Below are 25928 nucleotides of genomic sequence, written 5' to 3'. Positions count from 1 at the left end.
CCGGGCACCGCCGACGGCGGGCGCGGCCTCGGAGCGGGCGCGCGGGATGAGGGGGGTGGTGCGGCTGCCGGGGTCGCTGGTGCCGGCGCTGTCGCCCTCGGCGCTGCCGTGGCTGGTGCCGCTGCTCGCGTCGGCCGGGCCGGCGGCCGCCGGGTCGCGGCGGGGGAGCCTGCGGGGGAGCGGGCTGGTGGTGCCGGTGCTTGCGCCGGTGCCGGTGCCCGTGCCGGTGCTTGCTCCGGTGTCGGGGGCTGCGGGGTTCCGGCGGACGGCTTCCGGCCGGGTGTCGGGGTGCTGCGCGTCGAGGTCATGGGCGTCGGGGTTCTCGGTGGCCGGGGTCGGGCGGACCGCTGCCGGCTCGGGGCTCGCGTCGGCCGGGAGACGGCGGCCCACGGCCTCCGGCCCGGTGTCCCGCCCAGCCCGGCCGTCCCGGCGTACGGCCTCCGGACGGGCGGTCCCGTCCACCCGTGCGGGCAGCGGCTCCGGGGTCGCGCCGCGCCCGGCAGCCGTGGCCGGGGCGGGGGCGGTGGGCGACAGGAGCAGGGCCGGCGGGAGGACGATCTCGGCCGTCACTCCGCCGCCCGGCGTACGGGTCAGCGTGACCCCGATCTCCCAGCGGCGGGCCAGGGTGCCGACCACGAACAGGCCGAGCACCTTCGTCGGCACCAGGTCGAGCCGTTCCCGGCGGATCAGCCGGGCGTTCTCCTCGGCCAGCCGCTCGGCGCTCATACCGAGCCCGTGGTCGGCGACGGTGATCGCCGCCCCGTCCGGGCCGCCCTGCACGGTGACCTCGACGGCGCTGCCGGCCGGCGAGAACGACACCGCGTTCTCCAGCAGTTCGGCCACCATCAGCGTCAGGTCGCCCACGATGTCGGGCTCGACCATGACCTCGGTACCGGCGTGCAGCTCGACGCGCTGGTACTCCTCGATCTGCCCGAGCGCCGCCCGGACGACGTTGGTGAGCGCGATCGGCCCCCCGTCGAGGACGGTCTCGCGGATGCCGGCGAGCAGCATCAGGCTGTCGGCGTTGCGGCGCAGGCGCACCGCGATGTGGTCGATCCGGTACAGGCGCTCCAGCAGCGCCGGATCGGTCTCGCCGCGCTCGACGGCGTCGATCAGCGCGAGCTGGCGGGTGGTCAGGTTGCTCACCCGGCGGCCGACGTTGCCGAACATCTCGGCCACGTTGCGGCGGCTGAGCACCTGCCGCTCCAGCAGCGCGGCCGCCGTGGTCTGCACATGGTTGAAGGCGTCCGCCAGCTCGCCGATCTCGTCACGCGCGGTCACCGGCACCTCGCTGAGCCGCAGCGGGGCGGCGTCCTCGGTGTCGTCGTCGGCGACCCGGGCGAGTTCGCGTCCGGCGACGTCGGCGACCGTGCGGGCGGCGCCGGTGAGCGCCTGCACCGGCCGGACCACCGAGCGGCGCACCGCCACCGCGAACGCCAGCCACAGCGAGAAGCCGAGCAGGGCGCTGCCCAGCAGCCAGCCGGCGTTCCACCAGGCGTCGGAGGAGGTCTCGTCGGCGCGGTCGGCGATCTGGTCGATCAGCGACGCGGTGATCTCCAGCCGGGTCGTGGACTGGGTGCGGTAGGCGGGGTAGGTGGCCAGCGCGGCGGTGAACTTCTCCCGGATCCGCTCCGGCGTGCCCGCCTGGAGGCCGCTCGGGTCGATCTGCAGTTCCGCGTACTGCCGGCCGATGACGGCCTGCGACTCGCTGTGCTCGATGCCGCGCAGCTCGGCGATCTGCGCCTCGGTGGCGAACCGGCCGAAGCGGTCGGCCTGGTGCTCGTACAGCTCGTGCGCGCCGACCGCGTTGATGAACTCGATCAGCGCGTTGGAGTCACCGGTGGAGGCGGAGAACACGCTGGTCTCGAAGGAGCTGTGGGCGGCGTCGGCGCGCAGCAGCGAGTCCAGCAGGTTGCCGGTGAAGGTGGCCGCGAGGGCGGGGTTGCGGTCGAGGCCGAGGCCGTCGATGACGCCCTTGGCGGCGCCGGTGTACGCCGGGTCGATGTTGTCGGCGGGCAGATAGCCCTGCTCGATGGTGGCGCGCAGGCTGTCCAGGCCGCTGATCTCGCGCAGCACCCGTGCCTCGGTGTCCGGCAGCCGGTCGCCGAAGGTGTCGCGGACCTTCTCCACCTGCGCGTCGACCGCGTCCTGCGCCTCGCGGTAGCCGGTGAGCGCCGGCTTGGTGCCGGTGCCGGCCGCCTCGTAGCGCACCGACAGCAGGATGGCCTGCTGGTGCTCGGCCTCCACCCGGTCGACCAGGGTCGCGACCTGGGCGCTGTCCCGGACCAGGCGGGCCGCGCTCGCGGCGTCCCGGGCCCGCTCGACCTGGTCGGCGATCAGATAGGACAGCACTGCGGCGAGTCCGGCGAGCGGAACGCCGACCAGCACGTTGAGCTTGCGCCGGAAGGGCCACCGGTCGGCGAAGCCCCGCACACCCACCTCGTGCGTGGACATCGGGCCTCCTTCGGGGGGTGTGTCATGGGGCGCGGGATGCGAACGTGACCGTTTTCGATCGACGCATGCCCATGTGACGGGCGCCAACTCCGGGGAGACTACCGCCTCTTGGGCGGACGGATCACGACTGCACGTCAAGAATCCGTTACAACCCGCTCAGAAATCCAGGCAGTTCGTTCGCTTTTCCTACACAAGTGGCCACTTCCCGACCGTCAATCGGCCACTTCTTGAAGGCGATTGTGATCAGATGGCACTTGACTGACCAGAACGGGGCTGGATTGGATCCTTGGCGACGCCCCCACCCCCTCGGCCCGGAACGGGAAACGTGACTTCTACCGTGAAGAGCAGCTGGACCAGCACGAGAAACCGCGGCGCCGCCGCCGTCGCACTCGCCGTCACCGCGGTACTGGTGGCGGGCTGTGGCTCGTCCGACGACGAGTCCGACAACCCGCTCGCGGAGGAGAAGGCGGACAGCGGCACCGTTGTCGTCGGCTCCAACAACTTCGCCGAGAGCATCCTCCTCGCCGACATCTACGGCGAGGCACTCAAGGCCAACGGCATCAAGGTCACCTACAAGCCCAACATCGGCAGCCGGGAGACCACCTACGGCCTGCTGAAGAACGGTTCCATCACCGTTCTGCCCGAGTACAACGGCTCGCTGCTGGCCTACCTCGACCCCGAGGCCGAACAGAAGTCGATCGAGTCGGTCAACGCCGCGGCCAAGGCCAAGCTCGACCCGAAGCTGACGCTGCTGGAGTCGGCGCCCGCCGAGGACAAGGACTCCGTGTCGATCAACGCGGAGACGGCGAAGAAGCACGGCCTGACCGCCCAGTCGACGCTCGCCGACCTCAAGGACATCGCCCCCCAGCTGGTCCTCGGCGGCTCGCCCGAGTTCCAGACCCGCCACCAGGGGCTGGTCGGACTGGAGAAGGAGTACGGCCTGAAGTTCAAGTCCTTCAAGGCGCTCGACGCCGGAGGACCGCTGACCCAGGCCGCGCTGACGAAGAACACCGTGCAGGCGGCGGACATCTTCACCACCGACCCGACCATCACCAAGGAGAAGTTCGTCGTCCTCCAGGACCCGAAGAACCTCTTCGGCTTCGCCAACGTGACCCCGCTGGTCCACAAGAGCGGGCTCTCCCAGGAGGGCGTCGACACGCTCAACGAGGTCTCCGCCAAGCTCGACACCAAGACCCTGCTCGACCTCGACTCCCAGGTCCAGCTGGAGAACAAGGACCCGCTCGACGTCGCCAAGGCCTGGCTGAAGTCGGTCGGCCTCGACTGACGGTCCGCACCGCATGAGCACCACCGCCGACGACCCGACCCGCACACCCCGCCCCGTACCGGCGGAGCCCGCCCTCACCGACGGCCGGGTCCTGCTGGACGGGGACGGGCTCACGGCCGGTGACGTGGTCCGGCTCGCCGACGGGACGGCCGTGCCGGAGGTGGCCGGCCGGGCGGTGGAGCGGGTGCGGCGGTCCTGGCGGGCCGCGCAGCGGCTGGCCGCCGCCGGCCGTCTCTACGGCCGCGGCACCGGCGTCGGCGCGCACCGCTCGGTGGCCGTCGGCCCGGACGACGAGACCGGCCACGGCCTGCGCCTGCTGCGCAGCCACGCGGGCGGCGGCGGAACCCCGCTGCCCGCCCGGCAGGTCCGCGCGATGCTCGCCGTGCGCACCAACCAGCTGCTCGCCGGCGGCTCCGGCATCCACCCCGACTTCGTGCACGCCCTCACCGAGGCGCTGCGACGCGGCCTGCACCCCGAGGTCCCGGAGTACGGCGGCCTCGGCACCGGCGACCTCACCGCGCTCGCGGAGACGGGCCTCGCGCTCATCGGCGAGCGGCCCTGGGCACCGCACCCCGGCGCCGCCCCCGCCCCCGTCACCCTGCGCCCGGGCGACGCCCTCGCACTGCTCAGCAGCAACGCCCTCGTACTCGGGCAGACCGCCCTCGCCTGGCAGGACCTCGACACCCTGCTGCGCGCCACGCACGCCGTGGCCGCGCTGTCGCTGACCGCCGTCTCCGGCTCGCCGGAGGCGTACGCGGCTCCGGTGCACGCACTGCGCCCGTATCCCGGCCCCGCCCGCGCGGCCGCCGAGGTGCGCCGGCTGCTGGGACTGCCGGACCGGCCGTACGGCCAGGGCCGCCGCATCCAGGACCCGTACGGCTTCCGGGCCTTCCCGCAGGTGCACGGCTGCGCCCTGGACGCCGCGGAGGCGCTGCGCCGGATCGCCGAGACCGAGATCAACTGTCCCTCGGAGAACCCGCTCATCGCCCTCGACGGCAGCGCGGCCCACCACCACGGCGGCTTCTACGCCGCGCCGCTGGCCCTCGCCCTGGACGCGCTGAACCTCGCCCTCCTGCAGACCGCCCAGCTGAGCGTCGCCCGCCTCACCGCGCTCGGCCGCCCCGACCTCACCGGCCTGCCCGCGTTCCTCGCGGTCGGCCCGGCGGGCAGCTCCGGCACGATGATCCTGGAGTACACGGCCACCTCCGCCCTCGCCGAACTGCGCGCCTGCGCCGTCCCCGCCTCCACCGGGCACGCCGTCCTCTCGCACGGCCTGGAGGAGGCCGCCAGCTTCGCCTCCCAAGCGGCCCGCCAGGCCCTGCGCGCCGCCGACGCCTACGGCATCGTCCTGGCCTGCGAACTGGTCACCGCCGTACGGGCGCTCCGGCTGCACCCGGCGCCGCCACCCGTCCGCGCCTTCACCACCGCATCCCGTGCGCTGCCCACCGGTACGGCCGACCGTCCTCTGGCGACCGACCTGGCGACGGCCCGGGAGCTGCTGACCGCGCTGGCACGGCTGTAGCCGACGCCGTCGTCGTGGACATCGGCGTCGACGGCGCGGCCAGTATTCGGGCACCCGTTCGGCTGTCGTAGGCCGCTCGCCTACTGTGTCCGCATGTCCCACGACCTCGGCGGCCCCGGGGCCGCCCGCGCCCCCCTGGGCCGGCTCGCCGATGTGCTCGGCGCCGAGCTGATACCGGCCGGGCCCGGCGCCGTCGGCTTCGCCGCGGTGGCCATCGCCGAGCCCGGTGATCCGCTCACCGACCTCTCCGGCGCGCTCGTCCTGGCCGTCGGCGCGCGCGGCGCCGAGGCGGTGGCCCTGCTGACGGCGGCCCACGCGGCGGGCGCCGCGGCCGTCGCCGTACGCCGGGCCCCGGCCGCCGCACCCGGACAGGAGGCGGACGGACGCGAGGCACCCGGGCGCGAGACACCCGGAGCCGAGGCGGACGGACCGGGCAGGGTCGAGGTGCCGCACGACGCGGAGGAGGCACCGCCGGGCACGGGCAGCGCGGGAAGCGCGGGGCAGGGCGCGCGGGGTGCGCGCCGGAGTGGGGCCGCGCGGCGCGGCGTGGACGGCGGGCGGCCGGGCGACGGCGTGCGCCGTGTCGCGGACGCGGCGTCCGACGACGACATCCGAGCCGCCGCCGCCCGCACCGGCATCGCCCTGCTCGCGGTGCCGACCGGGCTGCGCTGGGACGAGGTGGAGACCGTGGCCCGCGCCGAACTGGCCCGCGCCGCCGTCGCCGCCTCGGGACAGCGCGGCGACCTCTACTCCCTCGCCCAGACCCTCGCCTCCCTCACCCACGGCCTGGTCAGCGTCGAGGACACCGGCCACCGGGTCCTGGCGTACGCGGGCCCCGCCGACGACGCCGACGAGCTGCGCCGCCGCTCCATCCTCGGCCGCAGCTGCCCCGAGCCCTACCTCGCCCTGCTCCGCGACTGGGGCGTCTTCCAGCGGCTGCGCGAGAGCGACGAGGTCGTCGAGATCGAGGCGCGGCCCGAACTCGGCGTCCGGCGACGCCTCGCCGCCGGTGTCCACGCGGGCGCCCGCCCGCTGGGCACGGTCTGGGTGCAGGAGGGCGACCGCCCGCTGTCCGACCGCGCGGCCGAGGCGCTGCGCGGCACCGCCCGGCTGGCCGCCTCCCAACTGGTCGACCACTACTACACAGGCGACCCGGCGAGCCGCGTCCGCTCCCGCGAGGAGCTGGCGCACGGACTGCTCACCGGCCGCTTCAACGCCGCCGCGCTCGCCGGCCATCTCGGCATCGCCCCCACCGCCGGCGCCTCGGTCGTCGCCGTCGACCTGCGCGACGACCCCACCCGCGGAGACTCCGCCTGGCGGGACGCCCGGCTCGCCGAGGCCGCCGAGATCGTCTCCGTGCACGCGGCGGCGTACCGCAGGGACGCGCTGGTCGCGCAGGCCTGCGGGCAGATCTACGCGATGCTGCCGCAGCCGTTCCCGGCCGGCCCGGACGCCGAACGGGCGCTGCTGCGCTGGGCGACCGACGTGGTGAGCGTGCTGCGCGCGCACGCCCGCACCCCGGTCCAGGCCGTCGTCGCGGGCACCGCCGGCCGCCTCGACGACATCCCGGCGGTGAAGCTGCGCGGTCACCACGGCCTGGAGATCCTGGCCCGCACCCCCGAGCGGGCGGTGGAGACGCACGACAGGCTCACCTCGTCGCTGATGGTGCGCGAGGCCGTGGACGTGCTCGCCCGGCACGGCGGCATCCGCCATCAGGGGCTGGCGGCGCTGGTCGCCCACGACACCGCGCAGGGCACCGAGCTGGCCCGCTCGCTGCGGCTCTACCTGGACGCCTTCGGCGATGTCGCGGTCTGCGCCAAGGAACTGAAGGTGCACCCGAACACCCTGCGCTACCGGGTCCGCAAGGCCGTCGCGCTGGCCGGCCTCGACCTCGACGACCCCGAGCACCGGCTGGCCGCCATGCTCGGTCTGCGGCTGCTGTCCCGGGAGCGGCCCGGGACGGACGGCACCTCGTACTTCCCGCTCTGAGCGGAGGACCGGCAACCCTCTGCGCCTAAGGGGCGAAAGCGGGCATCATCGGTCGACTCTCGGACGGCGAGGGTGGATTTCCGGCCGGATCGAGGGTTTCCCCTGTATCCGGTCGACCTCGCGTTTGCCTATCGTTCGAGCACAGCTGACCCACAGGTAACCCCTGGCACAGGGTCGACTCGCGCCTGGCCGGCCATCGCGCTCGCTTTTCGGTAAACCCCCCTCCGCTTCGACGACTTCACCGACGAAGCGCCCGACCGCCGCTCCGTGCTGCCCGGAGTACGGCCACGAAAGGCACGCCCTTGCGTACTTCCCCGTCCCTGCGACGCAAGCTGATATCCGTCGCCGCGGTCTCCGCGGCGCTGCTCACGGCCGGCACCGCCTCGGTCGCCGTCGCCCAGGAACCCGCCCCGCAGGCCGCCGCCGACCTCGCGGCCCGCACCGAGGCCGCCCCCGGCGTCACCGCCGAACGCCTCATCGTCGGCTACGAGTCCGGCGCCTCGGAGGCCAGGTCGAACAAGGCCGCCGAGGCCGACGCCATCGCCAAGGGCAAGCGGGCCGGCGAGGAGCTGGACTTCCGGCGCCGCCTCGGCACCGGCGCCGCCCTGGTCGACCTGGGCGAGGACCTGACCAAGGCGGACGTCGCCGACGTCATCGCCGAGTACCGGGCCGACCCGCAGGTCGCCTACGTCGTGCCGGACCGCCTGAACACGCCGCAGGCCGACCCGAACGACACCGACTATGCCAAGCAGTGGGACCTCTTCGAGGCCACCGCCGGCATGAACGTGCCGGGCGCCTGGAACACCACCACCGGCACCGGGGTGACCGTCGCCGTCATCGACACCGGCTACGTCGCCCACTCCGACCTCGCCGCGAACATCGTCGGCGGCTACGACTTCATCGCCGACACCGCCGTCTCCGTCGACGGCGACGGCCGTGACGGCAACCCGGCCGACCCGGGCGACTGGTACAACGCGGGCGACTGCGGCGCGGGCGTCCCGGCCTCCAACTCCTCCTGGCACGGCACGCACGTGGCCGGCACCATCGCCGCGGCCACCAACAACGCCAAGGGCATGGCGGGCATCGCGTACGGCGCGAAGATCTCCCCGCTGCGCGTCCTCGGCAAGTGCGGCGGCTACGACTCCGACATCATCGACGCCATCACCTGGGCGTCCGGCGGCACCGTCTCCGGTGTGCCCGCCAACGGCAACGTCGCCAAGGTCATCAACATGAGCCTGGGCGGCGACGGCGCCTGCACCAGCGCCACCCAGAACGCCATCAACGCGGCCGTGAACCGCGGCACGACGGTGGTCGTCGCGGCCGGCAACGACAACGAGAACGTGTCGGGCCACTCGCCGGGCAACTGCAACAACGTGATCTCGGTCGCCGCCACCAGCCGTACCGGCGCCAAGGCCTCGTACTCCAACTACGGCACCCTCGTGGACATCTCGGCGCCCGGCGGCCAGACCAGCACCGGCACCGCGAACGGCATCTACTCCACGCTGAACTCCGGCACGAAGACGCCGTCCACCGAGTCGTACGCCTACTACCAGGGCACCAGCATGGCCACCCCGCACATCGCGGGCCTCGCCGCGCTGATGGAGTCGGCCAACCCCGCGCTGACCCCGGCGCAGATCGAGTCGGCGATCAAGTCCAACGCCCGTGCGCTGCCCGGCGCCTGCTCCGGCGGCTGCGGCGCGGGTCTCGCCGACGCCACCAAGACGGTGCTGGCGGTGACCGGTTCCGGCGGCTCGGACGGCTCGACGGGCGGCACCGCCTTCACCAGCACCACCGCCGTGTCCATCCCGGACGCCGGGTCGGCGATCGAGTCCCCGATCACCGTCAGCGGCCGCAGCGGCAACGCGCCGTCGGCCCTCCAGGTGGGCGTCGACATCACCCACACCTACCGCGGTGACCTGGTCATCGACCTGGTGGCGCCGGACGGTTCGGCCTACCGGCTGAAGAACTCCAGCTCCTCGGACTCCGCGGACGACGTGCGGACCACCTACACGGTGAACGCGTCCGCAGAGGTGGCCAACGGCACCTGGAAGCTGCGGGTGCGGGACGTGGCGTCGCAGGACACGGGCCGGCTCAACAGCTGGAAGCTGACGTTCTGAACGAGGTCTGAGCGCCTTCCCTGATCGGGCGGGCCGGACGGTGCGGATGGGCACCGTTCGGCCCGCCTTTTCCGTTGTCTCGGCACCGCACCACGGTTCCAGAACCGCATATCCGGTATGTTTCACAAGGGATTTGTCATATGCCGAGCCTCCGGATCGTAAGGTTCCGGTCATTGCCCTCTTGGATAGTCCCAGGTTGGGGCTACGATGAACTGCGTCAACTCGACCACACGGAAGGGTCGTAGAGAACCGACGGTCCGGCGCATGCCAGCGGGGTGTGAGTTATCGTGTACACCCGGTAAGTAACAAACGGCATGGCCCGTTCTTTTCAGCCAGGAGAGTCAGACGATGGCGAGGCAGTTACGCGCCGAACAGACCCGAGCGACGATTATCGCCGCCGCCGCCGATCTGTTCGACCGGCACGGCTACGAATCGACCAGCCTCAGCGACATCGTCGAGCACGCCCACGTCACCAAAGGCGCCCTGTATTTCCACTTCGCGGCGAAAGAGGACCTGGCGCACGCGATCATGGAGATCCAGTCCCGCTCCTCGCGCCGGCTGGCCCGTGAGGTGGAGGACCGGGACTGCTCCTCGCTGGAGGCCTTGATGCGGATCACCTTCGGCATCACCCGGCTCGCCGTCGAGGGCCCCGTGGCCCGCGCCGGACTCCGCCTCGCCACCGCGGGCGTCGGCGTACGGCCGCCGCTGCCGCACCCGTTCACCGAGTGGCTGGAGATCGTCTCCCGCAAACTCCTCGGCGCGGTCAAGGAGTCCGACGTCCACCCGGACATAGACGTCGACTCCGTCGCCCACTCCCTCGTCGGCTTCTTCGTCGGCACCCGCGTCATGGGCCGCTCCCTCGAACCCCTCGTCCGGCTGCCCCGCCGGATGGCCGAGATGTGGTACGTGCTGATCCGCGGCCTGGTGCCGGTCACCCGCCGCCCCCGCTACCTCAGCCTCGTCGCCCAGCTGGAGCGGGAGATCAGAACCGCCTGACCGGCCCGGTCGGCCACGACGGCGGAGCCGGGCCCGCGCGGTACGGTGAGGCGCATGCCCGACACCGCCGCCGCGCCCGTGCTCCTCGCCGACCGGCCCGGCTCCTTCCCGCACGGCGTGCTGGCCGAACGCCACCCCGCGATCATCCGGCAGGTGCGCGAGTCCTTCCCCTACGGCCCCGACCGCCGGCGCGCCCTCGACGCACTGCTGGACAGCTGCACCCAAGGCGTCGTCGAACCCCTCCCGGACGACGCGCCCGACCGCGGCCGCTGGACGGACTGGGGACTCGACGCGTACGCCGGGCAGTCCTGGTTCGACGTGCCCTGGCTGTGGTCCGAGAGCTACTTCTACCGCCGGCTCCTGGAAGCCGTCGGCTACTTCGCGGCCGGTCCCTGGCAGGGCGTCGACCCCTTCCGGCCGGCCAAGCTCGCCGAACTGGACGCGCCCGACACGGACGCGGAACTGGCCGCCCTCGACGCCCTCGACGACCGCCCCGCCGACGACCGCTCCCGAGCCCTGCTGCACGGCTCCCTGTGGGGCAACCGCGCCGACCTCGGCTTCCGTCTCTCCGCCGAGGGCACCGACCCCGCGGCCGCCGCCCCCGGTCTGGTCGCCGACGACAGCGACACCCTCTGGTCGCTGCTCCCGCCCTCCGGTAGCGGCACCCTCTGTCTGGTCGCCGACAACGCGGGCCGGGAACTCGTCCCCGATCTGCTCCTGATCGCCGACCTCCTCGACCGGGGCCGCGTCGACCGGGCCGTCCTCTACGTCAAGCCGTACCCGTACTACGTCTCCGACGCCACCCCCGCCGACGTCCTCGACGCCCTGCGCCGGCTCACCGCGGCACCCGGCACCGCCGCGGCCTACGGGCGGCGGCTGTGGTCGGCGATGACCGACGGCCGCCTCACCGTCCGCGTCCACCCCTTCGCCGCCGCCCCGCTGCCCTTCGCTCGGATGCCGGCCGATCTGCGCGCCGAGTTCGCCGCCGCCACGGTGACCGTCGTCAAGGGCGACCTCAACTACCGGCGGCTCGTGGGCGACCGGATGTGGGACCCGACCACACCCTTCGCCGAGCTCACCGCCTACTTCCCCGGCCCGGTCGCCGCCCTGCGGACCCTGAAGTCCGAGGTGATCTGCGGACTCGACGCCCGCACCGAGACCGCCCTGACCGACACCGAGGGCCGACGCTGGCGGACCTCCGGCACTCATGCGCTGATCCAGGTCAGGGAGTGAAGCGGGCCGGGAGTGAGCCGGGCTCGAGGGCGATCCGGGCTGGGGAGTGATCCGGCTCAGGTGGTGATCCGCAGCGGCAGGGACTTGATGCCGTTGATGAAGTTCGACACCAGCCGGCCGGGCGGCCCGGCGGTCCGCAGCACCGGCAGCGCCCGCAGCACCTCCGCGTACAGCAACCGCAGTTGCAGCCGCGCGAAGTGCGCGCCCAGGCAGACATGCGGACCGTCGCCGAACGAGACGTGCGGATTCGGTCTGCGGGCCAGATCCAGCCGGTCCGGGTCGGTGAACACCCGCTCGTCCCGGTTGGCGGACGCATGGCAGACCACCACCTTGTCACCGGCGCGGATCCGGCGCCCGGCCAGCACGGTGTCGGCCGTGGCGGTGCGGCGGAAGGTGAGCACGGGCGGATGCCAGCGCAGCAACTCGTCGACGGCGGTGCCGAGATCCACCGCCCCGGCCCGCAACCGCTGCTGCTCCCGCGGATGTTCCGCCAGCGCCAGCAGCCCGCCCGGTGCCGCGCCGCGGACGGTGTCGTTGCCGGCCACGGTGAGCAGGAAGAAGAACATCTCCAGCTCGACCTCCGCCAGGTCGGCGTCCAGGGCCAGGACGGTCAGCACGTCGTCACCCGGGTGGCGCCGCTTGTGCGCGGCGAGCCGCCGGGCGTAGGCGAACATGTCCCGCAGCAGCGCGGGGGAGCGCGGGTCGACCGGCCGGCCGCGCCCGTCCAGCACCGGCGTACCGGCCTCGTCCGGGTCCTGGTAGCCGATCACACGCCGCGTCCAGTGCAGCAGCAGGCCCCGGTCGCTCTCCGGGACACCCAGCAGATCGGTCAGGTTCAGCAGGGCGTAGTCGTCGGTGACCGCGGTGACGAGATCGACCGTGCCGTCCCCGGACCGGGCCGCCTCGACGGCCCGGGCGAGCAGGGTCCGGGCCCGCTCCTCGGCGACCGCCGTGAACCGCTCGATCCGGCCCGGTGTGAAGGCCCGGCTCACCAGCCGCCGCAGCCGGCCGTGGTGCGGCGGGTCCTGGTTGAGCATCATGCGGCGGACGAACGGCAGATCCTCCGGGTCCGGATCGCGGATCTGGGTCGCGCCGAGCCACGAGGAGAAGGCCGCGGAGTCCTTCAGCACGCGGACGACGTCGGCGTGCCGCGTCACCGCCCAGAAGCCGGGCCCCGCCGGCCAGCCCAGCACCTCGGGCTCCTCCTGCCAGGCCACCGGGTGGTGGTCGCGCAGCACGCGGTAGGCGTCGTGCGGCACGCCCTCGGCGTACCGGCGGGGGTCGAAGACGTCGGGGACGGGCGGGGCTTCGGGCACCGTCATGCGGGGCCGTCCGCGCGCAGGAAGTCCTCCACCACCCGGATCAGCTCCAGCGGGGTCTCGTCCATCGCGTAGTGCCCCGCGCCGGGCAGCTCGTGCAGCTCCGCGCGCGGGTACCAGGTCATCCAGGTCCCGCGGAGCAGCTCCGCCGACAGCGCGGGGTCGAGAGCCCCGGCGACGGCGAGCGCGGGGACCGTCGCGCCCTCGACACGGTCGTGGAAGTCCTCCAGCGCCCAGGAGTCCAGCCAGGCCCGGAACGCCTTCGGGTCGCTCTGCGCGAGGGAGCGGCCGACCATCCGGTCCAGCCAGGCGGCCGGGCGGCGGCCGCCGGTGGTGATGTCGATGATCGCCCGGCGGTTCTCCGGCCGGTGCGCGGCGTCCGCGAACAGCTCCCACTGCTCCGGCGGCAGCGCCAGCCCGGAGGCGGGCACCGGTGAGACACCGACCACCCGGCGCAGCCGGTGCGGGGCGACGGCCAGCAGCCGCTGGGCGATCGCGCCGCCCATCGAGTGCCCCACCACCGAGAACCGCTCCCAGCCCAGCCGGTCGGCCAGTTCCACCAGGTCCAGCGCGGCCTCACCGGTGCTGTGGGCACCGGCGCTGTCCCTGGCCAGGCCGTAGCCGCGCAGGTCGACCAGCGCGTACTGGAACGACGTACGGTCCAGGTCCGGCAGCACCGGCGCGTACGCGGAGCGGTCGGCGAACCAGCCGTGCACGGCGAACACCTTGTGGGCGCCGTCGCCGTGCAGTTCATGAGGCAGCGCGAAGGAGGTCATGGGCACCACCGTGGCGGGTGGTCGAAGGGTCGGCAAGGGTGCATGCCGGAGGAACGCCCCGGCCCGCCGGGAACTCCCCGACCCGCTCCGGATTCACGCGATGGTGTGATCATGTGCCGCCGTACGGATGCGCCGCCGAGGCCCCGGGTAGGGCCCGGCCATGACCCAGCCGTTCGAACTCCCGCACTTCTACATGCCGTATCCCGCGCGGCTGAACCCGCATCTCGACGAGGCCCGCGCCCACTCGACCGTGTGGGCCCGTGAGATGGGCATGCTGGAAGGGTCCGGGATCTGGGAGCAGGCCGACCTCGAGGCGCACGACTACGGCCTGCTCTGCGCCTACACCCACCCCGACTGCGACGCGGACGCCCTCTCGCTGATCACCGACTGGTACGTGTGGGTGTTCTTCTTCGACGACCACTTCCTGGAGACGTTCAAGCGCAGCCAGGACCGCGCCGGCGGAAAGGCCTACCTGGACCGGCTGCCGCTGTTCATGCCGCTCGACCTCGGCACCCCGGTGCCCGAGCCGCAGAACCCCGTCGAGGCGGGCCTCGCCGATCTGTGGACCCGCACCGTGCCCGCGATGTCGGCCGACTGGCGCCGCCGCTTCGCCGTGGCCACCGAGCACCTGCTGAACGAGTCCCTGTGGGAGCTGTCCAACATCAACGAGGGGCGGATCGCCAACCCCGTCGAGTACATCGAGATGCGCCGCAAGGTCGGCGGCGCGCCCTGGTCCGCCGGGCTGGTGGAGTACGCGACCGCCGAAGTGCCCGCCGCCGTCGCGGAGTCGAGGCCGCTGAGGGTGCTGATGGAGACGTTCTCCGACGGCGTGCACCTGCGCAACGACCTGTTCTCCTACCAGCGGGAGGTCGAGGAGGAGGGCGAGAACAGCAACGGGGTGCTCGTCCTGGAGACCTTCTTCGGCTGCTCCACGCAGGAGGCCGCCGAGGTCGTCAACGACGTCCTCACCTCCCGGCTCCACCAGTTCGAGCACACCGCGTTCACCGAGGTGCCCGCGCTCGCCCTGGAGCAGGGCCTGAACCCGGCCGAGGTGGCCGCCGTCGCCGCCTACGCCAAGGGCCTTCAGGACTGGCAGTCCGGCGGCCACGAGTGGCACATGCGGTCCAGCCGCTACATGAACAAGAACGCCGCCACCACCGGCCCGGGGTACAGCCTCGGTGTGGTCGGCACCTCCGGCACCGACGTCCGGGCGCTGCTCGCCTCGGCGGGCGCCGAGCGGCTGCGGTCCTGGACGCACCGGCCGTTCCAGAAGGTCGGCCCGTCCCGCATCCCCGACATCCGCATGCCGTACGCACTCCGGCTGAACCCCGGTCTGGACGTCGCCCGCGCCCGCCTCGTGACCTGGTCGCAGCGGATGGGCATCCTCGGCGAGGGCGTCTGGGACGAGGACAAACTCGCCGCCTACGACCTGGCGCTGTGCTCCGCCGGACTCGACCCGGACGGCTCCGCGGAAGCCCTCGACCTCAGCGCGCAATGGCTGGCCTTCGGCACCTACGGCGACGACTACTACCCGCTGGTCTACGGCCACCGCCGCGATCTGGCGGCCGCGCGGCTCACCACCCGACGCCTGTCGGACTGCATGCCGCTCGCGGGCGAGGAGGCGATCGTCCCGCTCAACGCCATGGAGCGCAGCCTCTGCGACCTGTGGCAGCGCACCACCGCCGGCATGGACGACGAGTCCCGCCGAGGGCTGAAGGACTCCGTGAACGTGATGACGGAGTCGTGGGTGTGGGAGGTGGCCAACCAGATCCAGCACCGCATCCCCGACCCCGTCGACTACCTGGAGATGCGCCGCGCCACCTTCGGCTCCGACATGACCATGAGCCTGTGCCGGATGGGACACGGCCCCTCCGTCCCGCCGGAGGTCTACCGCAGCGGCCCGGTGCGGTCCCTGGAGAACGCGGCCGTCGACTTCGCCTGCCTCCTCAACGACGTCTTCTCCTACCAGAAGGAGATCGAGTACGAGGGGGAGATCCACAACGCGATCCTGGTCGTGCAGAACTTCTTCGGCATCGACTATCCGACCGCCCTGAACATCGTCGGCGACCTGATGAACCAGCGCATGACGCAGTTCGAGCATGTGATCGCGACCGAACTGCCGATCGTCTGCCAGGACTTCGATCTGTCCGCCGAGGAGCGCGCCGGACTGGACTCGTACGTGACCGCGTTGCAGAACTGGGTGGCCGGCATCCTGAACTGGCACCGCGAGGTCGACCGCTACAAGGAGGAGTGGCTGTCCGGCCGCGCCCACGCCTTCGCCCCGGACCGGGCCCCGGCGGTGCCGGTCCCCGCGTGGGTCAGCTGACCGCCCGGACACTCGCGGCCGTCGTCTCGGCGAGTTCCCGTACTCCCCGGGCGGCGGCCTCGCCGAGCCCTGCGCGTATCCCGTCGGCGGTGGCGAGCACCGCGAGGGCCTCGTCGAGCAGACCCGCGGCGGCCAGGGCACCGCTCAGCTCGTAGTGCTCCCGGGCGACGAACAGCCCGAGGTTCACCTGCCGCCAGTGCCGCAGGGAGTCGTTCGCGGCGCCGTCCAGGGCACCGAGGACCGACGCCAGCGAGCGCACGGCCTCGGTGAGCCGGCCCGTCCGCCGCTCCAGCCCGGCCTGGTCCAGCCAGGAGTACGCCCGGTCCCGCGAGGTCTCCTGGAGGGACGCGTGCAGGCGCCGCGCTCGCAGCGCCTGCTCCAGGTCGCCCAACCGCTCGCACTCCTCGGCGACCAGTTCCAGCGGGGTGGTGTCCAGCTGCGTCGGGTCGTCCGGTCGCCGCAGCAGGCTCTGGTCGACCTCGATCGCGTCCAGGCGGCGGATCAGCGCCACCCGGGCCGGCTCCGTCAGCCCCTGGTCCAGCGCGAGGCTCGTCCAGGTGAACATCGACTCGTCGGCCGGATCCGTGCCGAACAGCGCCTCGTCCATCTCCAGGGCCCACCGCCGCAGTCCGGCCCCGTCCGCGCCGGGTCCGGGCACATCGCTCAGTCCGCAGTGCGTGTCGAAGTCCGTCTCGCGCACCTCGTGCAGCAGCGGCAGGTCCGCCGCGTCGCCGTGCAGGCCCACCAGCACGGCGGCGAGCCGCAGTTCATCCGTCATCGACGAGGCCGCCTCCGCCGGCAGCAGCCGCCGCAGCCAGCCGAGATCGCCCTCCGCGCGGTCGAACTGCGCCGCCCGCAGCACCACCCGGCGCCGCACCGGATCGGCGGCCACCGCCTCCACCGCCGCCTGATCGCCGGCGCGCAGCAGCGCCAGGTCGGCCCGGCCCCGCTCCAGCACCGGCTCCCACAGCGGCGGCCGGGGAAGGTCGTCGAGGCGGTCGTAGGCCCGGAACTCCTCGCCGTTGAGCAGCACGAAGTCGGGTTCGGTGCGCAGCAGCGCGGCGTGCAGCAGGCCCACGAGTTCGACCGGGGAGCGCTCCGGGAAGCCCAGGGCGGCGCGCAGCTCGGCCCGTTCCTCGTCGATGCCGTAGTACTCGCGCATCTCGTCCTCGGCCTCGGCGACCCGCGCCAGGATCCGCTCCTCGCCGTCCTGCGGGGACAGGTCGGTGCAGGAGCGCCAGGCGGGCAGACCGATCAGGATCTCCAGGGCCTCGTCGGCAGTCGACCCGATGATCCCGGCCACGCCCTCGGAGGACGCGTACAGCATCGAGCCGTCCGGGCACACGAAGTACGTGCCGCCCGTGTCGTCCCCCGCCACCACCTCCAGCGGTCCGGCGCCCGACGCCAGCCGGACCGGCTCGACATGGCCGTGCGCCGCCCGCTCCACGTCGAAGTCGAACGGGAACGCGGCCAGGGCGGCCGGCCGGCGGTCCTGCCGCAGCAGGCGCAGCGCGTGATCGGTCATGCCGCAGAACGTAACAGCCACCACCGACAGCGGATCCGGCCGGCCGTCCCGGCCGTACGGCGGGCGGCGCTCACCGGGAGGGTCACACGGGCTGACGGGCCTCCCGCGCGGCGGCGTGCTCGACCGCGGCCCGCGCCAGCGCCCGGATCAGCGGGTGCGGGTGCGAGCCGTCGCCGGACAGCTCCGGCTGGAAGAGGGTCGCCAGGAAGAAGGGATGGCCCGGCAGTTCGGCGATCCGCACAGCGCCGTTCTCGTCGTGTCCGGAGAACCGCAGCCCGTGCGCGCGCAGGGTGTCGAGATGACGGGAGGGGCCGTAGTTGCAGGAGTAGCGCTCGACGGTGCGTTCCGCGCCGAGCAGGGAGTGCGCCAGGGAGCCCGGCTCCAGCAGGACGGCGGCTTCGTGACCGGCCAGCGAGCAGGCCAGCGGCTCGATGAGGAAGTCGTCCGCCTCGGGGGAGTTCTCGGCGTGCGCGACCCGGGTCAGCCCGCACACCCCGCGGGCGAACTCGATCAGGGCGTGCTGGAAACCGCCGCAGGTGCCGAGGAACGGGATGCCCTCCTCCCGCGCGGTGCGGATGGCGGCGAGCGCGCCCGCCTCGCTGCGGTAGGGGCTGCCGGGCACCACCCACACCGCGTCGAACCCGCGCACCGCGCCCTCGGCCTCGGCGTCCTCGGACGGGATCCAGTACGGGTCCAGGACGAGCCGGTCGCGGGCGGCGAGGGAGTCGAGCAGCAGCGGGATGCGCGCGTGCGAGACGACGCTGGGTGTGCGGTCGCCGACCAGGGCGACGCGGGCGGGACGGGCCGTGCCTACGGGCTGTGTCATGACGTTCATCCTGGTCGTGGCCCTCGGTTCACGTCCAACGATGATGTGCGCACACTCGATAAGCGTTGCTGATGAGAGGCTGGCGCGCATGGACCCGCACCTCCTGCGCACCTACGTCGCCGTCGCCCGCCTCGCCTCCTTCTCGGAGGCCGCACGCGAGCTGGGCTACACCCAGTCCGCGGTGTCCCAGCACATCGCCGCGCTGGAACAGGACCTCGGCGCCCCCCTGCTCACCCGCCGCCCCGTGGCCCCCACGGCCGCCGGGGAACGGCTCCTGGAGCACGCGGGCCCGCTGCTGCTGCGCCTGGACGCGGCCCGCGCGGACGTGGTGCGGATCGCGGCGGCGCCCGCGCACGGACTGCGTCTCGCGGCGGCGCCGACCGCGCTCGGCCCGCACGTCCTCGCCGCGCTCCCGCCGGCCGGCGTCACCCTGCGGGTGCTGCCCCGCGCCGAGGTCCCGGCGGCCGTCGCCACGGGCACCGCCGACCTGGGCCTCGTCGACGGCCTCGCCGCGGTCAGCGATCCGCTCCGGCCGTCGGACGTGGCCCCGCTCACCGCCGAGGGCGTGGGCGAGGAGCCGGTCTGCGTGGTGCTGCCCGACAGCCATCCGCTGGCCCACCGCACCGGCCTTCGGCTCGGCGACCTCGCCGACGCCCGCTGGCTGGACGCGCCGGACGCCGCCCTGCCGCTGGCCCAGTTGCGGGCCGCGGCCGGCGGACACGGCTTCCGCCCCGCGCTGCGCTACGAGGGCACCGACGTCCGGATCCTCACGGCGCTCGCCGCGGCCGGTCACGGCCTGGCCCTGCTGCCCCGCGCGGCGGCGACGGCCGCGGCGGGCGCGGTCGCCGTCCCCGTCGTCGAGCCCCGCGTCGTCCACCGCACGGAACTGGTGTTCGGCGGATCGCCGGTGGGGGCGGCGGCGGCTCTCGTGGCGGCGCTGCGCGCCCGCGTGTGACGGGTGCCGGGCGGCCCGGAAACACCAGGCTTCCCGCTCCTGACCCCGGGTCAGTCTCACTCGTTCGTGGCTCGTCGTGCGCCGGTGCGCCGGGTAGAGCACCAGCCGGAGGCGATCCATGGAACAGACTGCGTTGCGTCCCAAGCCGATGCCCGGTCAGGAGCCCGGCGGCGCGAGCCGGCCCGGCGGCACCGCCCGGCGCCCGCACGCCGCGCGCCGGCGCGGCCGACGGCTCACCACCCTGCTGCTCGGCCTGTGCGCCGCCATGGTGCTGCTGCTGGCCGGGATCGGACTGGGCACGGTGGGCGCCACGGTGATCGGGATGAGCAGACTCGCCGAACTCCAGCAGCAGGCGGGACGCGCGGGCCAGGCGGGCGGAGCCGGTCAGCCCGGTTCCGCCCCGGCGGTGCCCCTGCGCCCGTCCGCGCGGTCCGGGCCCGGCCCGCATCCCGCGCCGCAGCCTCCCGTCCCGTCGCCCGCCAAGGCGACCCTCGGCGTGGAGGTCGCCGACGCCGAGAAGCCCGGCGCCGAGGTCGTCGCCGTCCATGTGCCAGGACCCGGTTTCACGGCGGGCCTGGTCCGCGGCGACGTCCTGCTCACCTTCGACGGTGCCCGCGTCGACTCCGCCGCCGATCTGGTCCGGGCCGTCGGCCGGGCCGAACCGGGGCAGCGGGTCACCGTGACGGTGCGCCACCGCAGCGGCGGCTACCAGCAGCTCACGGTCGCGCCCGGCGTGGTGACCTGACCCGCGCCCCGGCCCGTGCCCCGCGATCCGGCCCGTGTCCCGCGCCCTGGCCCGTGTCCCGCGCCCCCGGCCCGTGCCCTGCCCCCCGGTCCGTGCCCCGCGACCTGACCCGTGCCCCGCGACCCGACCTGACCAACGCCCCGATCTCCGACCGACCGTGAGCCCGGTCCCGGTTTCGGTCCCGGTCCTGAGCCCGGCCCTCCGTCACGGCCCTCCGTCACGCCACCCGGAAGTGGCTCGTGAGCCGGCCCTCGTCGTCCAGGACGTGGAAGGCCAGCCCGGGCGGCGCGTCCCGGTCGGCCACCTGGTCGCCCTCCCAGGGCAGCCGCAGCGTCCAGGTGACCCCGGGCCCCACGACCAGCGGGCGGCCGGCGAACACCGTGGCGGCCGGGGTGTGTGCATGCCCCGTGATCAGGCCCGCGATCTCCGGGCGGCGCTCCATCAGCGCGGCCAGCCGCTCCGGGGCGCCCAGCTGGTAGGAGTCCGGCAGCGGGTGGTGCAGCGCCACCGGCGGGTGGTGGAAGGCGAGCAGCACCCGGCGGTCGCCGTCGAGCTCGTCGAGGGTCTCCTCGATCCAGTCGTACGTCTCGTCCGCCAGCGCCCCCTCGTCACGGCCGGGGATGCTGGAGTCGCACATCAGGACGGCGGCCTCGTCGAACACGTGCACGCTGTCGATCGGTCCGTCGGTCGCCGGGTGTCCGAGCAGGGCCTTGCGGTACGGCGCCCGGGCGTCGTGGTTGCCGGGGCAGGTGAGCACCGGGAAGGGCGCGTCGCCGTCGCGCAGCCCGAGGATCCGGGCGGCCTCCTCGTACTCCTCCTCCGTGCCGTGGTCCGCGATGTCCCCGGTCACCAGCAGGGCGTCCACGCGGCCCGGCAGCCGCCACAGCCGGTCCCGCACCCGCTCGGCGCGTTCGGTGGCCCGCGCGGTGCCGTCCAGATGCAGATCGCTGACATGGGCGAGAACGAGCACGAGGGCCTCCCCGAGTGGCGTCTAACGGTATGAAGGCATCAAAACATTAGTCGTAATGGTTGATCAAGGCTCATCCATTAGTCAGGGCGGTGCGGTGTGGAGACGTGCGGTGCGTAAACCGCTGGTCGGCGCCCACCGCGCGGGGCGACGATGTGCCCCATGCTGAGCACCCTCCTCGCCTTCCTCGGCGCCTGCGCCCTGATCGCCGCCTCGCCCGGACCGAGCACCGTGCTGATCATCAAGCAGTCCCTGCGCAGCCGCCGTTCCGGCTTTCTGACCGTGCTCGGCAACGAGACCGGCGTCTTCGTCTGGGGCATCGCCGCCGCGTTCGGCCTCACCGCCCTGCTCACCGCCTCCCGGCTGGCCTACGACGGGATGCGCGTCGTCGGCGCGGCCGTCCTCGTCTGGTTCGGCGTCCAGGCGCTGCGCCAGGCCCGCCGGATGCGACGCGCCGGCGAGGCGGGCGAGACGGGCGGAGCCGGTGACGGCCAGGAGGCCTGGCAGGACGTCGAGCGCGGCGGCTGGTCCGCCTACCGCGCGGGACTCCTGCTCAACCTCGCCAACCCCAAGGCGGCCGTCTTCGCCCTGTCCTTCCTGCCGCAGTTCGTCCCCGAGGGCGCTCCGCACCTGCCCGCCATGGCCGGCCTCGCCGCGCTCTGGGCCGTCTTCGAGATCGGCTACTACGGCCTCTACGTGTGGTTCGTCAGCCGGATGAGGGCCTTCCTGTCGCGCGCCGGAGTGCGCAGGCGGCTCGAACAGGTCTCCGGCGGCGTCCTGCTGCTGCTCGGCGCCCGGCTCGCCCTGGAGGGCTGACCCATGACCGCACACCTGCCCGAAGAGCCGGAAAAGCTCGCCCACCGGCTCGCGCCGCCCCCGCTGTACGGGCAGGATGCTGCCCGTGGTTCCGCACCCGCCGAGGAGGCCCGGATGACCGGCACCAGCACGACCACGCCCTTCACCACCGACGACTACCGGGCCCGGATGGAGCGCGCCGCCCGCGCGGCCGCCGACGCGGGACTGGCCGGGCTGCTCGTCGCCCCCGGCCCGGACCTGGTCTGGCTCACCGGCTACGCGCCCACCGCGACCACCGAACGGCTCACCCTGCTCGTCCTCGCCCCCGGCCAGGACCCCGTCCTCGTCGTCCCCACCCTGGAGGCCCCGGACGCCGAGAAGGCCACCGGAGCGCCCGCGCTGACCCTGCGCGACTGGACCGACGGCAAGGACCCCTACGCCGCCACCGCCGCCCTCCTCGACCCGGCGGGCCGCTTCGGCGTCAGCGACAACGCCTGGGCCATGCACCTGCTGGGCCTCCAGAAGGCGCTGCCCGGCACCTCCTACGCCGCCCTGACCGACGCCCTGCCCATGCTCCGCGCGGTGAAGGACGAGGCGGAGCTGCGACTGCTGGCGGCCGCCGGAGCCGCCGCCGACGCCACCTTCGAGGAGATCCGGACGGTGCCCTTCGCCGGGCGCCGCGAGTCCGACGTCGCCGGCGACCTCGCCGACCTGCTGCGCCGGTTCGGCCACTCCCAGGTGGACTTCACCATCGTCGCCTCCGGCCCCAACGGCGCCAACCCGCACCACGAGGTCGGCGACCGCGTCATCGAACGCGGCGACATGGTCGTCCTCGACTTCGGCGGCCTGAAGGACGGCTACGGCTCCGACACCTCCCGCACGGTCCACGTCGGCGAGGCCACCGACGAGGAGCGCCGGATCCACGACATCGTCCGCGAGGCCCAGGAGGCCGGCTTCCGCGCGGTGCGCCCCGGCGTCGCCTGCCAGGAGGTCGACCGGGCGGCCCGCGCGGTCATCGCCGACGCCGGGTACGGCGAGTACTTCATCCACCGCACCGGGCACGGCATCGGCGTCACCACGCACGAGCCGCCGTACATGATCGAGGGCGAGGAACAGCCGCTCGTACCCGGCATGTGCTTCTCCGTGGAACCCGGGATCTACCTCCCGGGCCGCTTCGGCGTCCGCATCGAGGACATCGTCACGGTCACGGAGGACGGCGGACGCCGCCTGAACGACACCACGCGAGAGATGGTGACAGTGGACTGACCCGCGCCCGCGACCCCGCCCCCGTACGCCCCGCACACGACGACGGTCCGACCATGACCCACCAGGCACCGACACCCACCGCGGACACCGTCCGCCGACTGGTCCGCGCCCTGCTCAAGGAGAGCGCGGACCCCGACGTCCGGCCGGTCGTCGCCGACCGCGCGGAGCCCGTCACCTGGTGGGTCGGCACCCGCCATGTGCTGCGCCTCGCCGCCGACACCGAGGCGGCCGCCCGGCAGCGCCGCGAACTGCGGCTGCGCGACCTCGTACGGCCGCACCTGCCGGTCGCCGTGCCGACCAGCGTCGCGCACGGCGAATGGGCGCCCGGACTCACCTACACGCTGGACACCAGGATGCCCGGCGGGTCCGGCGCGGAGCACGAGGTCTCCGCCCTGGGCGAGGCCGACCTCGCCGGGCTGCTCACCGGCCTGCGCGAGGTGCCGCTGCGGCAGGCCCAGACGCTGGGCGTCCCGCGCACCGCGCCGCGCTCCCTGGAGGCACTGCGCCGGGCCGCCGCCCACGCCGCGGAACGCCTCGCGGCGGCCGACGAGTTCGACGCCGCCCGCTTCCAGCAGCTCCCCGCGACCGCCGCCGTCCAGCTCGCCGCACAGCCCGGCGGCGCGGTCCTCGTCCACCACGGCCTCACCGACGCGCACCTCGTCGTCAGTGCCGACGGCCGGGTGCGCGGCGTGCTCGGCTGGGCCGACACGATCGTCGGCGACCCCGCCGAGGACATCGCCGAACTCGCCGGCGCCGTCGGCGCCCCGGCCGCCGTACGCGCCGCCACCCTCGCCGGCTACGGCGCCCGCCCCTGCCTGCGCGGCCTCTGGCTGGCCCGCTGCGACAGCGTCCTGCACCTGGCCGACACCCTCACCGGCCGCTCCCCGGCCCCGCTGCCCCCGCTGCGCACCCGGCTGCGCCGCACCTGGGAGCCGATCCTGCTGGAACGCGTCACGGAACTGCGCGAGGACCCGGCGGACGGCACCGCCTAGCGGACAGCCGGGCCCCGGCACCTCACGGCTGCGTCAGCACCACGCACGACTCCCCGGGCACCCGCAGCAGGCCCTCCGCGTCCGGGGCGTCCACCGGCTCCCAGGCGGCGAGGATCCGGGCCGGGCGGGAGCCCAGCGGGATCGCGGCGGGCTCCTTCGCCAGGTTGACGGCCACGCACACGTCACCGCGCCGGAACGCCAGCCAGCGGGCCTCCTCGTCGTAGGCCACCTTGATGTCGGCGAGGTCGGGATCGGTGAGGTCCGGCTGCTGGTGACGGAGCGCGGCGAGCTGCCGGTACCAGGCCAGCACGCGCGCGTGGATCCCCGTCTCCGGCTCGGACCAGTCGAGGCAGGAGCGTTCCCGCGTCGCCGGGTCCTGCGGATCCGGGACGTCCTCCTCGGCCCACCCGTGCTCGGCGAACTCCCGCCGCCGGCCCCGCCGTACCGCCTCCGCCAGCTCCGGATCGGTGTGATCGGTGAAGAACTGCCAGGGTGTGCTCGCCGCCCACTCCTCGCCCATGAACAGCATCGGGGTGAGCGGCCCGGTCAGCGTCAGCACGGCCGCGCAGGCCAGCAGCCCGGGGGAGAGGGAGGCGGCCAGGCGGTCGCCCTGGGCCCGGTTGCCGACCTGGTCGTGCGTCTGGCTGTAGCCGAGCAGCCGGTGCGCGGCCACCCGGTTGCGGTCCAGGGGCCGCCCGTGCCGCCGGCCGCGGAAGCTGGAGTACGTGCCGTCGTGGAAGAACCCGCCGGTCAGCGTCTTGGCGATCGACTTCAGAGGAGCTTGCGCGAAGTCCGCGTAGTAGCCCTGCGACTCGCCGGTCAGCGCGGTGTGCAGGGCGTGGTGGAAGTCGTCGTTCCACTGCGCGTGCAGCCCCAGACCGCCCTGCGCGCGAGGCGTCACGAGCCGCGGGTCGTTCAGATCGGACTCCGCGATCAGGAACAGCGGCCGGCCCAGATCCGCGGCCAGCCCGTCCACCGCCGCCGACAGCTCCTCCAGGAAGTGCACCGCGCGCGTGTCCACCAGCGCGTGCACCGCGTCCAGCCGCAGCCCGTCGAGCCGGTAGTCCCGCAGCCACGCCAGCGCGCTGCCGACCAGGAAGGCGCGCACCTCGTCCGAGCCCGGCGCGTCCAGGTTCACCGCCGCGCCCCACGGCGTGTGATGCCGCTCCGTGAAGTACGGCCCGAACAGCGGCAAATAGTTGCCCGACGGACCCAGGTGGTTGTGCACGACGTCCAGGACCACGCCCAGACCCAGCTCATGGGCCCGGTCGACGAACCGCTTCAGCGCCTCCGGCCCGCCGTACGGCTCGTGCACCGCCCACAGCGAGACCCCCTCGTACCCCCAGCCGTGCCGCCCCGGGAACGGACACAACGGCATCAACTCGACGTGTGTCACGCCCAGTTCGACGAGGTGCTCCAGCCGCTCGGCGGCCGCGTCCAGAGTGCCCTGCGGCGTGTACGTGCCCACGTGCAGCTCGTACAGGACGGCGCCCGGCAGCGGACGCCCCTGCCACGGCGCACGCCAGGCGTACCGCCCGTGGTCCACCACCGCGCTCAGCCCGTCCGGGCCGTCCGGCTGGCGGCGCGAGCGCGGATCGGGCAGCGCCCGGCCGTCGTCCACCGCGAAGCCGTACCGGGTGCCGTCCCGGGCCTCCGCCTCCGCCGTCCACCACCCCGCGCGTTCCGGATCGCGCTCCATCGCGCGCGTGCTCCCCTCGCAGTGGAGTGTCACTCGGCCGGCCTGCGGTGCCCACACCTCGAACTGCACGGACGGTTCCCCTTCGTCTGCTCACCGTGATGTAGCCCGTCCATGGTGCGTCAAAAAAGATCAATCCGCTTT

General features: G+C 73.9%; 19 protein-coding genes. 12 read left to right on the top strand and 7 right to left on the bottom strand.

The genetic code is table 11. The features are described 5' to 3' along the window. A partial coding sequence (locus ABT232_RS35050; RefSeq protein WP_351847922.1) for a sensor histidine kinase occupies window positions 1-2454 on the bottom strand: 2454 nt, incomplete at its 3' end. Window positions 2455-2779: 325 nt separating this feature from the next. Here ABT232_RS35050 and ABT232_RS35045 point away from each other — a divergent pair. The 6 genes from ABT232_RS35045 (at window position 2780) to ABT232_RS35020 (ending at window position 11596) form a co-directional block, all read left to right on the top strand. Then, the gene (locus tag ABT232_RS35045) at window positions 2780-3739 is read left to right on the top strand and encodes an ABC transporter substrate-binding protein (protein WP_351847921.1); all 960 of its coding nucleotides are present in this window, start codon (window positions 2780-2782) and stop codon (window positions 3737-3739) included. A gap of 13 nt (window positions 3740-3752) precedes the next feature. After that, entirely contained in the window at window positions 3753-5261 is a 1509-nt protein-coding gene (locus ABT232_RS35040; RefSeq protein WP_351847918.1) for an aromatic amino acid ammonia-lyase, read from the top strand. 93 nt (window positions 5262-5354) lie between these two features. Next, on the top strand, window positions 5355-7250 hold the full coding sequence (locus tag ABT232_RS35035) for a helix-turn-helix domain-containing protein (RefSeq protein WP_351847917.1): 1896 nt from the start codon (window positions 5355-5357) through the stop codon (window positions 7248-7250). A gap of 302 nt (window positions 7251-7552) precedes the next feature. Next, window positions 7553-9367 (top strand): S8 family peptidase, encoded by a 1815-nt coding sequence (locus ABT232_RS35030; RefSeq protein WP_351847915.1) that lies wholly within the window; start codon window positions 7553-7555, stop codon window positions 9365-9367. A 348-nt stretch (window positions 9368-9715) separates the two neighbouring features. After that, a complete protein-coding gene (locus ABT232_RS35025; RefSeq protein WP_351847912.1) occupies window positions 9716-10363 on the top strand; it encodes a ScbR family autoregulator-binding transcription factor in 648 nt (215 codons plus the stop codon). 54 nt (window positions 10364-10417) lie between these two features. Then, window positions 10418-11596 carry a damage-control phosphatase ARMT1 family protein gene (locus ABT232_RS35020; RefSeq protein ID WP_351847910.1) on the top strand — a complete coding sequence of 393 codons (1179 nt, stop codon included), beginning with the start codon at window positions 10418-10420 and terminating at the stop codon, window positions 11594-11596. A gap of 56 nt (window positions 11597-11652) precedes the next feature. Here the strand turns inward: ABT232_RS35020 and ABT232_RS35015 are convergent, their stop codons facing one another. Beyond that, window positions 11653-12918 (bottom strand): cytochrome P450, encoded by a 1266-nt coding sequence (locus tag ABT232_RS35015; protein ID WP_351847907.1) that lies wholly within the window; start codon window positions 12916-12918, stop codon window positions 11653-11655. Beyond that, window positions 12915-13691 (bottom strand): alpha/beta fold hydrolase, encoded by a 777-nt coding sequence (locus ABT232_RS35010; protein WP_351847905.1) that lies wholly within the window; start codon window positions 13689-13691, stop codon window positions 12915-12917. The genes ABT232_RS35015 and ABT232_RS35010 overlap by 4 nt, the downstream gene beginning before the upstream one ends. Window positions 13692-13851: 160 nt before the next feature. On the opposite strand from ABT232_RS35010, the gene cyc2 reads away from it, so the two are divergent. Next, on the top strand, window positions 13852-16017 hold the full coding sequence (gene cyc2 / locus ABT232_RS35005; protein WP_351847903.1) for a germacradienol/geosmin synthase Cyc2: 2166 nt from the start codon (window positions 13852-13854) through the stop codon (window positions 16015-16017). On the opposite strand, the gene ABT232_RS35000 is transcribed toward cyc2, so the two are convergent. Both ABT232_RS35000 and ABT232_RS34995 read right to left on the bottom strand, forming a co-directional pair. After that, window positions 16010-17542 carry a hypothetical protein gene (locus ABT232_RS35000; protein WP_351847901.1) on the bottom strand — a complete coding sequence of 511 codons (1533 nt, stop codon included), beginning with the start codon at window positions 17540-17542 and terminating at the stop codon, window positions 16010-16012. The two genes, cyc2 and ABT232_RS35000, sit on opposite strands and share 8 nt — an antisense overlap. A gap of 82 nt (window positions 17543-17624) precedes the next feature. Next, window positions 17625-18368, bottom strand: a complete 744-nt coding sequence (locus tag ABT232_RS34995) for a CTP synthase C-terminal region-related (seleno)protein (RefSeq protein ID WP_351847899.1) — start codon at window positions 18366-18368, stop codon at window positions 17625-17627. A gap of 88 nt (window positions 18369-18456) precedes the next feature. Between ABT232_RS34995 and ABT232_RS34990 the strand changes: the two genes are divergently transcribed. Next, on the top strand, window positions 18457-19323 hold the full coding sequence (locus tag ABT232_RS34990) for a LysR family transcriptional regulator (RefSeq protein WP_351847896.1): 867 nt from the start codon (window positions 18457-18459) through the stop codon (window positions 19321-19323). Between the two features lie 118 nt (window positions 19324-19441). Next, a complete protein-coding gene (locus ABT232_RS34985; protein WP_351847894.1) occupies window positions 19442-20068 on the top strand; it encodes a PDZ domain-containing protein in 627 nt (208 codons plus the stop codon). A 217-nt stretch (window positions 20069-20285) separates the two neighbouring features. Here the strand turns inward: ABT232_RS34985 and ABT232_RS34980 are convergent, their stop codons facing one another. Further along, window positions 20286-21038 (bottom strand): metallophosphoesterase, encoded by a 753-nt coding sequence (locus ABT232_RS34980; protein ID WP_351847891.1) that lies wholly within the window; start codon window positions 21036-21038, stop codon window positions 20286-20288. A gap of 159 nt (window positions 21039-21197) precedes the next feature. Here ABT232_RS34980 and ABT232_RS34975 point away from each other — a divergent pair, with 159 nt between their 5' ends. The 3 genes from ABT232_RS34975 (at window position 21198) to ABT232_RS34965 (ending at window position 24088) form a co-directional block, all read left to right on the top strand. Next, window positions 21198-21851: a LysE family translocator gene (locus ABT232_RS34975; protein ID WP_351847888.1), complete on the top strand. Its 654-nt coding sequence runs from the start codon at window positions 21198-21200 to the stop codon at window positions 21849-21851. Between the two features lie 114 nt (window positions 21852-21965). Then, window positions 21966-23096 carry an aminopeptidase P family protein gene (locus ABT232_RS34970; RefSeq protein WP_351847925.1) on the top strand — a complete coding sequence of 377 codons (1131 nt, stop codon included), beginning with the start codon at window positions 21966-21968 and terminating at the stop codon, window positions 23094-23096. 53 nt (window positions 23097-23149) lie between these two features. Next, complete coding sequence (locus ABT232_RS34965; protein ID WP_351847886.1) at window positions 23150-24088, top strand: aminoglycoside phosphotransferase family protein; 939 nt, start codon at window positions 23150-23152, stop codon at window positions 24086-24088. A gap of 22 nt (window positions 24089-24110) precedes the next feature. Here the strand turns inward: ABT232_RS34965 and treZ are convergent, their stop codons facing one another. Further along, the gene (gene treZ / locus ABT232_RS34960) at window positions 24111-25856 is read right to left on the bottom strand and encodes a malto-oligosyltrehalose trehalohydrolase (protein ID WP_351847883.1); all 1746 of its coding nucleotides are present in this window, start codon (window positions 25854-25856) and stop codon (window positions 24111-24113) included. Window positions 25857-25928: the final 72 nt, after the last annotated feature.

It is taken from the genome of Streptomyces sp. NPDC001532, from assembly GCF_040298625.1.
GTDB lineage: Bacteria > Actinomycetota > Actinomycetes > Streptomycetales > Streptomycetaceae > Streptomyces.
The sequence above is the reverse complement of the archived record's forward strand: the minus strand, read 5'-3'. Positions and strand labels throughout refer to the sequence as shown.